The organism is Streptomyces sp. NPDC127114, assembly GCF_042677525.1.
Classification (GTDB): domain Bacteria; phylum Actinomycetota; class Actinomycetes; order Streptomycetales; family Streptomycetaceae; genus Streptomyces.
Window position 1 is genome coordinate 321,291 of the sequence record NZ_JBHXTJ010000003.1, and the last position, 10,702, is coordinate 331,992.

Sequence of the window (10,702 nt, forward strand, 5' to 3'; positions counted from 1 at the left end):
CCACGCGTACGACTACGATGCGCTCGAATTCACCGTGATCCACGTCGCGTTCCGTCCCCGAGCGACCTGGTGGCCCGGTCACGTCGTCCTGCGTACCTCCCCCCTCCGTCCTGCGTTCCTCCTCCCCCCGCGCCCCCGAGGACACCGCCATGCGCACCACTTCCGGCAGAGCACCCGGCACCTCCGGCCGCCGCGTTCCCGACCGAGGCCCCGGCCGGGGCCTCCAGCCCAACGCCCTCGGCACCTTCGACACGATCGTGATGGCCGTGGCCGGCAGCGCGCCCGCGTACTCGCTCGCCGCCACCACCGCCGTGCTCTTCGGCGCGGTCGGCCTCGCCGGACCCGCGTCGCTGCTCTACTGCGCGATACCCATGCTCGGCATCGTCCTCGCCTACGCGCGCCTCGGCCGGATCGACGTCAACGCCGGTGCCGGGTACTCGTGGGTGGGCCGCACCCTCCACCCCTTCCTCGGCTTCCTCTCCGGCTGGGCCCTGGTCTTCGCGGCGACCGTCTTCATGGTGGCCGGATCGCTGCCCGCCGGCTCCCTCACGCTCTCCCTCCTCGACCCGGACCTCGCCGAGAACACCACCCTGGCCCTGGCGGTCGGCGCCGGCTGGTTCCTGATGATGCTGCTCGTCGTCCTCGGCGGCGCGCGGCTCACCGTCCGCGCCCAACTCCTCATGTCGGGCGTCGAGCTGCTGATCCTGGTGCTGTTCGTCCTCGGCGCGGTCATCCACCGCGGGCACGCCACCGCCTTCGACTGGTCCTGGTTCGGCCTCGGCCACTTCGGCGGGGCCTCCGGCTTCGCGTCGGGCGCGCTGATCGCCGCGTTCTACTACTGGGGCTGGGACGTCACCAGCAACCTCAGCGAGGAGACCCGCGACAGCCGCCGCACCGCCGGGCTCGCCGCCCTCGTCGGCATGGGCGTGGTGTTCCTGCTCTTCGAGGCGTTCACCGTCGCCGTCAACGTGCTGCTGAGCGCCGAGCAGATCGAGCGCGGCGGCGCGAACGTGCTCGCCGTCCTCGGGCAGGAGATCTGGCCGGGCGTCGGCGGCAAGCTGCTGGTCCTCGCGGTGCTCCTGTCGACCGTCGCCACCCTGGAGACCACCCTCATCCAGGTCACCCGCTCGCTGTTCGCGATGGGCCGCGACCGCACCCTGCCCGCCGTGCTGGGCACCGTCCACCGCCGCTGGAACACGCCGTGGGTGGCGGTGGCCGTCGTCGGCGGCGCCGCGCTCGTGATGTTCGCCGCCGCGGCCGCCGCCGGTTCGATCGGCCAGGTCCTCGGCGACGCGGTGAGCGCGATCGGCCTGCAGATCGCCTTCTACTACGCCCTCGCGGGCATCGCCGCCGTCGTCGCGTACAAGGGCCTGCTGCTGACCTCGGTGAAGGAGTTCGTGCTGGGCGGGGCCTGGCCGCTGCTCGGCTCGGCGTTCATGCTGTGGGCGTTCGTCGAGTCGCTCGGCGAACTCTCCACCGCCTCGCTCACGATCGGCCTCGGCGGGCTCGCCGCCGGAGTCGTACCGATGCTCGTGTACTGGAAGAAGGGCAGCGCCTACTACCGCCCGGCGCGCCTGGACGCCGCCCGCTCGCTCGCCGCGGCCGAGCCGTTCGCCTCGCCGGACTCGCCGCGTGCGCGGCGGGCGGACGAATCGCTGGCGACGGACTTCTGAGCACCCGATTTCCCGCCCTCCGGGTCCGGGGCACCGGACCGGAGCACCCCGCCCGGAGCACCGGACCGGAGCGCCGGACCGGAGCGCCGGACCGGAAGGCCGGACCGGAGACCGTTTTCCGATCCCGAGTCCGGCCCCCGAGTCCGGACCCCTGAATCCGGACGCCTGAGTCCGGACCCCGAGTCCGGACCCTGAATCCGGACCCCTGAGTCCGACTTTCCCGTCCTCACGTCCGAGTCCTGACACCGTCGGCCACCACACCACCGCCGACGGCCGCCACTGCCTGCGAGGGAGGTACCAGGATGGCCGCGCTGCGCCGCCGCTCGGCCCGACAGGGCCGGTTCACCCCGGACTTCGACCCCGACTTCGGCGACCGGGCGCTCACCGAGGCCCGTCACGACATGGTGATCGGCCGCTGGCAGGGCGTACGGGATCTGCTGACGGCGACCGGCGAGGACTGGTCGCGCCGCACCCACCGGCTGCGGCTGCTCTCGCACGCCGCCGCGGGCAGCTCGACGGTGGAGGCCTGGCGGGCGGCCGAGCCGGACAACCCGGACGCGGCGGTGCTGCGGGCGGCGACGGAGGTGGTCCGGGTCTTCGACGCGGCCATCGCCGCCGGCCGGGGCAGCACGGTCGACCGGGGCCGGGTCGACGCCTCCGTCGACGCGTGCCTGGCGGCGGCCGACGCGGCACCGGCCGACCCGATGCCGTGGGTGTCGCTGCTGTCCGTCGCCCGGCTGTACGAGGGCGGCGTGCCGCGCCGCCAACTGCGCCACTGGTTCGACGAGCTGCGGCGCCGCGACCCGTACAACACCGAGGGCCACACCCAGGTGCTCCGCTACTGGTCGGCCCGCTGGCACGGGACGCACGGCGCGATGTACGACTTCGCGCGGGACGCGGCGGGCGTGGCGCCGCCCGGTTCGCCGCTGCCGATCCTGGTGCAGATCGCCCGGGTCGAGGAGTACCGCTACGTCGTGGACGGGGCACTCGGGCGGGGGCCGGTGCGCGGCTTCGACCAGCACTGGAAGCACGAGCTCGCGGTGACCGAGCTGCGCCGTACGCACGCCCGCTGGATCGGCGGCCGCGAGCCGGGGGCACCGGTCCGCCCGGAGGAGGTCGCCGAGCTCAACTACCTCGCTCACGCCGCCTGTTACGCGGGCCAGGTGGAACTGGCCCGGGAACTGCTCGGGATGCTGGGGCCGCGGGCGGCGTGGGTGCCGTGGGTGTACACGGGCGAGCCCGAGGAACAGTTCGTCCGGTTCAGGGAGGGGCTGGGCCTCGGGACGGAGACGGGGCCGGGGACCGGGACGGGGACGGGGACGTCGACAGGGAGAGGGGCGGGGCCGGGGACGGGCTGACGCCCGCCCCCGACCGACGCCGGGGCGTGGGTCAGACGCCGATGTCGCGGCCGTCGGCGCGCCACACGGCGACGACCGCCGGGCGGACGATCTTGCCGGGGCCGTCGGGCCAGACGGAGGCCGGCTTCTCCACGGAGGCTCCGTCGACCTCGCCCGGGTGCTGCACGGAGACGAGGACGCGGCGGTCCTGGATGAGCGGGCCACAGGTCTCGGCACCGGCCGGGACGGTCAGGAACTGCTTCAGCTCACCGCGCCGCTCGCCGCGCGTGGCGACGCCGAAGAGGCCGTCGTGCGAGCCGAGCTGGTTGCCGTCGGTGGAGATCCACAGGTTGCCGTGCGGGTCGAAGGCCACGTTGTCGGGGCAGGAGATCGGGCTGACCTTGTCCTTCGGGAAGCCCGCGAAGTAGGTGGCGGGGTCGTTCGGGTCGCCCGCGACGAGGAAGAGCCGCCAGGCGAAGCCGTCGCCGGCCGGGTCGTCCCAGTTCTCGGCGAGCTCCAGGATCTGGCCGTGCTTGTTGGCGTTGCGCGGGTTGGCCTCGTCGGCGGGGGCCTTGCCGGCCTTGCCGCGGTCCTTGTTGTTGGTGAGGGCGACGTAGACCCGGCCGGTGCGCGGGGAGGGCTCGACGTCCTCGGGGCGGTCCATCTTGGTGGCGCCGACCTTGTCACCGGCGATGCGGGTGAAGACGAACACCTCCTCGGCGGTCATGCCGGGCACGTGCGAGACGGCGCCGTCGGGGCCGGCCGTGGCGAGCGGGATCCACACGCCGGTGCCGTCGAACTCGCCGTCGCTCGGGTGCTTGCCGGTGCCGTCGATCTCCGCGGCCGGGGAGTCGCCGGTGAGCCTGGCGACGTACAGGGTGCCCTCGTCGAGCAGGGTGAGGTTGTGCTCGCGCGCCTTGCGGGAGCCGCCCTTCATCATCCGCTTGCTCGACACGAACTTGTAGAAGTAGTCGAAGCGCTCGTCGTCGCCCATGTAGACGACGGGACGGCCGTCGGCGGTGAGGCGGGGCTGCGCGGCCTCGTGCTTGAAGCGGCCGAGCGCGGTGCGCTTGCGGGGAGTGGACTCCGGGTCGTACGGGTCGAGCTCGACGACCCAGCCGAAGCGGTGGGCCTCGTTGGGCTCCTGCGCGAGGTCGAAGCGCTTGTCGAAGCGCTCCCACTTGCGCTCGGAGGCGCCGGCGACCATGCCGTACCGCTTGTCCGTGGCGCTCGAACCGTTGGCGAAGTACTGGTTGAAGTTCTCCTCGCCGTGGAGGGTGGTGCCCCACGGGGTGGTGCCGCCCGCGCAGTTGTTGAGCGTGCCGAGGACGGTACGGCCGGCCGGGTCGGCGGAGGTCTTCACGAGCGCGCTGCCCGCGGCGGGACCGGTGAGCTCGAACTCGCTGGTGGTGTGGAGCCGCCGGTTGAGGTGGTGGCGGGTGACCGGGGTGAGCTTGCCGGTGCGGTGCTCCTCCTGGACCACGACGACGGACAGGCCGTGCGCGGCCCAGGCGATCTCGACCTGCTCGCGGGTCGGGTTCTCGGGGTCGTAGCCCCGGAACATCAGGACCTCGTCGGTGTACTCGTGGTTGGCCACGAGGACCTGGCGGTGGTGCTCGCCGCGCAGCGGGAGGAGGGAGAGGAAGTCGTTGTTGTAGCCGAACTGCCCTGCCTGGGCGGCGGCGGTCTGCTTCTCGGAGTCGAAGGCCGGCGCACCGCGCAGGATGGGCTCGCCCCAGCGGATGACCACGTTCTGGGAGTAGCCGGCGGGGACGGTGACCTGGTCGGCGGTGTTGGGCGCGACGGGCGCGAAGCGCAGGCCGCGGGCGCCGTCGGCCTTGCCGGGCGCGGTGTGCCCGTGGTGTCCGGCGGGTCCGGTGTGGGCCTCGGCGGCGGGCGCGTCGCCGAGCGCGAGCGCGGAGCCGGCGGCGGAGGCGACGGTCACGACGGCGGCGGCACGCATGACGGAGCGGCGCGAGAGCGCGCCGGCTATGACGTCACCGACGTACTCGTTGTCACTGGTGTTGGGCACCTCCTGGAAGCAGGCGTCGCCACAGCGGAAACGGCACGTCAGGGCGGAACGGCCGCCTCCGTGTGAGTGGTTGCTCAGCATCGGCAGCAGTTTGCGCACGTCGTCCTCCAGGTTTGAGCGCGGGTCCGCGGTGACGTTATGTGCGCACGTCTGCACGGTGGAGGCGGGAGAATGAACGCACGATGAATGCGTGGCGACCGGGGGCGCCCGGGTCGTAGGGCGCGGGGAGCCCGGCCGCTAACCTTACGTGTCCGCCCTGGCCAGGGATGAAGGACGCATACCGCACCCAACTCATGCGAAGGGGTTACCCCATGGGTATTCGGAGCTTGCTGCGCAAGGTATTCGGCCGCGACCGCGCGAACACCGCGGAACTCGAGGTCCCGGCAACCTCCGTCCCGCCCCAGGGCACGTCTCGCGACGGGGAGGTGGACGCGGCGCCGCAGGCGGACGCCGAGGTGAAGGCGGAGGCGAAGGCCGAGGCACAGACCGGGGCGCAGGCAGCGGCGCAGGCCGAGGCACAGACCGGCGGCAGGGCTGACGGCGCGGGTACGGGCGCGGGCGCGGGCGCCGACACGGCTTCGCCCGAGGCCGGGGCCGGCGCCGCGGCTGGCGCCGCGGGCGGCGGAAGGCCCTCGGCGGCCGAGCGCGCGGCGGCGGACCTGGTGGCGGCCGCGTTCGACAACCCGCAGATCCCGCCGGCCCGGCGGGCGGGGGACGCGGAGACGCCGCGGGCGAAGACGGAGACGGACGCTGCGGAGGCGGCGGACGCGGTTGTGGCCGAGGGCGAGGCGCAGGCGACGGCGGACGCGACTGTGGCTGAGGCTGAGGCCGAGACGCAGGCGACGGCGGACGCGGCTGTGGACGAGACCGAGGCTGCCGTCGAGGGCTCCTCCGCGGAGCCGGAGCAGAGCGCTACGGAGAAGCCTGCCGCCGGTGCTGCCGCCAGTGCCGAGGCCACTGACGACGTGGAGAACCTCGCCGCGGAGAGCCCCGCCGTGGAGCCCGAGGAGCCGCAGGCCGCCGAGGCCGCTGCTGCGGAGGAACCGACCGCTGCGACCGAAACCGAGACGGAGGCGGAGGCGCCGGTCTCTGCGGCGGCGAGCGAGCAGGAAGTCCCGGCGGAGCCGGAGACCGAGGCCCCGGCGGCTGCCGCCGAGGTGGAGACCGAGGCCGTCGCCGCCGTGGAGGCGGCCCCCGTAGCCGAGGCCGAGCCGGAGACTCCCGTCGCGGATGAGGCCGAGCCCGAGGCCCCGGTTGCCGACGAGGCCGCCCCGGCCGCCGCCGAGGCCGAGACCACCGCGGACGCCGTCGCCGAGGCCGAGACCACCGCAGACGCCGTCGCCGCGGACGCGGAGCCCACGTCGGCGGAGCCGGTAGCCGAGGCCCCGGCGGCCGACGCCATGACCGAGGCCGAGCCCGAGGCCCCGGCGGCCGAGCCGGAGGCGGCCCCCGCCGCCGAGGCGGACGAGGCTCCCGTACAGCCGGAGGCGGAGCCCGAGGCCGTAACCGAGACTCCGGCGGCCGAGCCCGTCGCCGCGAGCGCGGAGCCCGCCCCGGCGCAGCCGGAGGCCGAGCCCCAGGCCCAGCCCGAGGCCGAGGCCCCGGCGGCGGCCGAGGAGACCGCGGAGGAACCCTCCGCGACCCCGACCGCGGCCACCCCGGCCCCCGCCCTCTCCCTCGCCAAGGTCAAGGCCGCCGCCCCGCACCTCGCCGACGCCTACAAGGCGGCCGGCGCCGTCCTCAAGAAGCAGGGACTGACCGGCGCCCGCGCCGCCGTCTACCTGGTCGTGGACCGGTCCGGGTCGATGCGGCCGTACTTCAAGGACGGCTCGGTCCAGCGGCTCGCCGAGCAGACGGTGGCGCTCGCCGCGCACCTCTCCGAGGACGCCGCCGTGACCGCCGTCTTCTTCTCCACGGAGATCGACGGCACCGCCGTCCTCACCCCCGCCGACCTCACCCCGACCCGCGTCGAGGAGATCAACGCGACCCTCGGCCGGATGGGCCGTACCAACTACGACCGCGCGGTCGAGGAGGTCCTCGCCCTCCACGAGAAGTCGGCGGACCCGGCCCGCCCGGCCCTGGTCGTGTTCCAGACGGACGGCGCGCCCGAGTCGAAGACGACCGCCACGCAGGCGCTGACGGAGGCCGCGGACCGCCCGTACGCGACGCACTGGCGGTTCACGGTGTGGGGCGAGGAGGAGACGAAGGCCTTCGACTACCTCCGCAAGCTGGCCACCCCTCGTACGGCCGTCCACTTCGCGGGCCCGGCCCCGGTCGAGACCCCGCACGCGACCTTCTACCGCGAGCTCCTCGCGGACTGGACGGTCTGACGGCCCGACCCAACGGCCGACCCACCGGCCGAACCCACCGACTCACCGACCCACCCACCGGCCGACCAGCCGACCGGACCGGGGCGGGGCGGGGCGTGGCGGGACCTGGGGCGGACCGCGAGCCGGACCCGAGCGGTCCGCGCGCGGGGCCCCGAGTCCCGCCCCCGGTTTATCCGTGTGAGGACCGCTCGCCCCGGCCGTTAAAATTCGCACCATGGCGGCCACTGGATCCGAGAAGCAGGGCTCGAAGGCGTACTACGTCACGACCCCCATCTACTACGTCAACGACGCTCCTCACCTGGGCCACGCCTACACGACCGTCGCAGGCGACGTGCTCACCCGCTGGCACCGCCAGCGCGGTGAGAAGGTGTGGTACCTCACCGGCACGGACGAGCACGGTCAGAAGATCATGCGCACCGCGGAGGCGAACGGCGTCAGCCCGCAGGAGTGGTGCGACAAGCTCGTCGAGGAGGCCTGGAAGCCCCTCTGGGAGCACCTGAACATCGCGAACGACGACTTCATCCGCACCACGCAGAAGCGTCACACCGACCGCGTGCAGGAGTTCGTGCAGGACCTGTACGACAAGGGCGAGATCTACAAGGGCGGCTACGAGGGCCCGTACTGCGTGGGCTGCGAGGAGTACAAGCTCCCGGGCGACCTCATCGAGGCGGAGGACGGCACGAAGCTGTGCCCGATCCACAAGAAGCCGGTGGAGATCCTCAAGGAGGAGAACTACTTCTTCAAGCTGAGCGAGTACGGTCCGAAGCTGCTCGAGTTCTACGAGGCGAACCCGGGCTTCATCCAGCCCGAGTCGGCCCGTAACGAGGTCCTGAACTTCGTCAAGCAGGGCCTGCAGGACCTGTCGATCTCCCGCTCGACCTTCGACTGGGGCATCCCGATCCCGTGGGACGACAAGCACGTGATCTACGTGTGGGTCGACGCGCTCCTGAACTACGCGACGGCGGTCGGCTACAACGAGAACCCGGCGAAGTTCGAGGAGACCTTCCCGGCGAACGTGCACCTGGTCGGCAAGGACATCCTGCGGTTCCACGCGGTGATCTGGCCGGCGATGCTGATGGCCCAGGGCCTCCCCGTCCCCGGCAGGGTCGCGGCCAACGGCTGGCTGATGGTCGGCGGCGAGAAGATGTCGAAGTCGAACCTGACCGGCATCAAGCCGCAGGACCTGACCTCTCACTTCGGCGTGGACGCGTACCGCTGGTACTTCCTGCGGGCGATCGCGTTCGGCAGCGACGGCTCCTTCTCGTGGGAGGACTTCTCCGCCCGCTACACGTCCGAGCTGGCCAACGACTACGGCAACCTGGCCTCCCGCGTGGCCGCGATGGTCGGCAAGTACTTCGGCGGCGAGCTGCCGGCCGCGACGGCGGACGGCGACGCGGAGAAGGCGCTGCACGAGGGCCTGGCGAAGGCCGTCGCGACGGCCGACGCGAAGATCGGCGACGAGCTGGACTTCCAGGCCGGCATCCTGGCGATCTTCGACTTCGTGAAGCAGGTCAACGGCTACATCACGGAGCAGGAGCCGTGGAAGGTGGCCAAGGACGACTCGGAGGAAGGCCGCGCCCGCCTGGCGACCATCCTCTACACGGCCGCGGAGTCCCTCCGCGCCGTCGCCGTCCTGCTCAACCCGATCATGCCGGAGACCTCGCAGGCCCTCTGGGACTCCCTCGGCGCCGAGGCCTCCCTGGGCGCCCTGTCCGCCCAGCCGGTCCAGGACGCCGCGACGTGGGGCAGGCTCCCGGCCGGCGCGACGGTGACGAAGGGCGCGGTCCTGTTCCCGCGCCTGGAGGACCCGAAGAAGGACTGACGTCCGCCGCGCCTGATGCCCGCTTCGACGGCCGCTGCCCCACCCGGGGCGGCGGCCGTCGCCGTACCGGAAGAGCCCGGGGCGGCGGCCGTCGCCGTACCGGAAGGGAGAGGAGACCCCGATGCCCCCGTGCCTGACGGCCACGCTGAAGGCGGCGTCGATTCCTTCGGCCGGGAAGACGAACAGCCCATGATCAAGCTGACCTTCACGGTCCGTCCCGGCCAGGGCGAACCCAGCGGCTTCGACCTGGGCGACATGGTCTGCGAGGGCGAAGGCGGCACGGCGGCCTCGACCGGACACGTCCCCGACCAGGGATGATGATCCACCTGTCGGTGCCGCTGCTCCTGCACCAACTGGAGCCCCTGCTCTCAGGCGAGAGGCGGAAGCTCACCTACACGCCCATCGGCTCGTCGTACCGCCTGGACTTCCACCGCCACCGCGACGGGCACGTCCGGGTACGGGCGAACGGCATCCCGGTGGGCCGGTGCAGCGCCGAAGGCCTCGCCCGCGCGGTACTGACCGCCGCGCAGAGCTTCGCGGGCGAGCACCTGGAAACCCTGCCCGCAGGCGACCCGGCAGCGAAGGACTACACATCCGCTCTACGCCGGTTCCGCCAGGCACAGCACCATCCGACGACGTGATGTCGATGGCACAGGGTGGGGTGGGCGGGCAGCCTTCGATGAACGAGAAACCGGCATCACCCGCCAGGGTGAAGCCCCCCCGCACTGCACCGACATAGCCGTCAGGCATATGCCAACGTCTGGCCATGGCGACAGCGACGAATCCGTCCGCGCGGTCGGACGAACACGTACCGTGGAAGGCACCACCGATCCCGGAGGAGGCCGCCGTGGAGGCAGTCGAGCAGCGGACCCGTGCGATGACCCAGGAGCTCTTCGAGGAGCTCGCCAGGGTCGGCGACCGGCTGAGCGACGCCCTGCGCCTGGAGTTCATCGACGGGAAGATCGGGGAGAAGGCTTTGCCTGACGGCGACCACGGGCGGATCATCCAGTGGCTCACCCGCCTCTGCATTCAGACCAACACGGAATGGTGGCTGCACCCGGACCAAGGCCTGCGGGTCGAGACCTACCGCAAGGGGAACGCACGTCCCGACGGTGTGCTCGCCCCGAGCGACGCCTTCGTCGGCCAGGGCGAGTGGGCCTCCGCCGACGGCGTCCTCATGGCCGTCGAGGTCACCTCCCACGACTCCGACAGCGACCGCCGCGACCGCGTCGAGAAGCCCCGCGCCTACGCCGAGACCGGCATCCCCGTGTACCTCCTCATCGACCGCGCGGCCGGCGAGGTGCTGGTCCACTCGCAGCCGGGGGAAGGCCGCTACGACATGGTCGTGACCGTCACCGTCGGCAAGACCGTGACCCTGCCGGAGCCCGTGGGCATGGAACTGGACACCGCGCCGCTGAAGGAATGGGCCGGCTAAAGCGACGGGCATCGGCCACCAGCCACCAGCCACCAGCCACGGGTCACAGAGCACGGGCCGGAAGCTCAATCGG

Annotated in this window: 8 protein-coding genes; 7 read left to right on the forward strand and 1 reads right to left on the reverse strand. The window is 72.7% G+C overall.

Translation table 11 applies throughout. From position 1 onward, the window contains the following. Positions 1–149 precede the first annotated feature (149 nt). Together ACFVGS_RS05360 and ACFVGS_RS05365 are read left to right on the forward strand one after the other, a co-directional pair. Positions 150–1,673: an APC family permease gene (locus ACFVGS_RS05360; RefSeq protein ID WP_384411516.1), complete on the forward strand. Its 1,524-nt coding sequence runs from the start codon at positions 150–152 to the stop codon at positions 1,671–1,673. 302 nt (positions 1,674–1,975) lie between these two features. Then, positions 1,976–3,031, forward strand: coding sequence for a hypothetical protein (locus tag ACFVGS_RS05365; protein WP_385690567.1), 1,056 nt, complete (start codon positions 1,976–1,978; stop codon positions 3,029–3,031). A 31-nt stretch (positions 3,032–3,062) separates the two neighbouring features. Here the strand turns inward: ACFVGS_RS05365 and ACFVGS_RS05370 are convergent, their stop codons facing one another. Further along, on the reverse strand, positions 3,063–5,141 hold the full coding sequence (locus ACFVGS_RS05370) for a PhoX family protein (protein WP_384411513.1): 2,079 nt from the start codon (positions 5,139–5,141) through the stop codon (positions 3,063–3,065). A gap of 212 nt (positions 5,142–5,353) precedes the next feature. Here ACFVGS_RS05370 and ACFVGS_RS05375 point away from each other — a divergent pair, with 212 nt between their 5' ends. The 5 genes from ACFVGS_RS05375 to ACFVGS_RS05395 all read left to right on the forward strand — a co-directional run bounded on the left by ACFVGS_RS05375 (position 5,354) and on the right by ACFVGS_RS05395 (position 10,629). After that, entirely contained in the window at positions 5,354–7,372 is a 2,019-nt protein-coding gene (locus tag ACFVGS_RS05375) for a VWA domain-containing protein (protein ID WP_385690570.1), read from the forward strand. Between the two features lie 214 nt (positions 7,373–7,586). After that, positions 7,587–9,194 carry a methionine--tRNA ligase gene (gene metG / locus ACFVGS_RS05380; RefSeq protein WP_385690573.1) on the forward strand — a complete coding sequence of 536 codons (1,608 nt, stop codon included), beginning with the start codon at positions 7,587–7,589 and terminating at the stop codon, positions 9,192–9,194. A 189-nt stretch (positions 9,195–9,383) separates the two neighbouring features. Continuing rightward, complete coding sequence (locus ACFVGS_RS05385; RefSeq protein ID WP_385690576.1) at positions 9,384–9,512, forward strand: hypothetical protein; 129 nt, start codon at positions 9,384–9,386, stop codon at positions 9,510–9,512. Beyond that, positions 9,509–9,835 carry a hypothetical protein gene (locus ACFVGS_RS05390; RefSeq protein WP_385690579.1) on the forward strand — a complete coding sequence of 109 codons (327 nt, stop codon included), beginning with the start codon at positions 9,509–9,511 and terminating at the stop codon, positions 9,833–9,835. Before ACFVGS_RS05385 ends, ACFVGS_RS05390 begins: the two co-directional genes overlap by 4 nt. A gap of 236 nt (positions 9,836–10,071) precedes the next feature. Then, positions 10,072–10,629, forward strand: coding sequence for a Uma2 family endonuclease (locus ACFVGS_RS05395; RefSeq protein WP_384411660.1), 558 nt, complete (start codon positions 10,072–10,074; stop codon positions 10,627–10,629). Positions 10,630–10,702 lie beyond the last annotated feature (73 nt).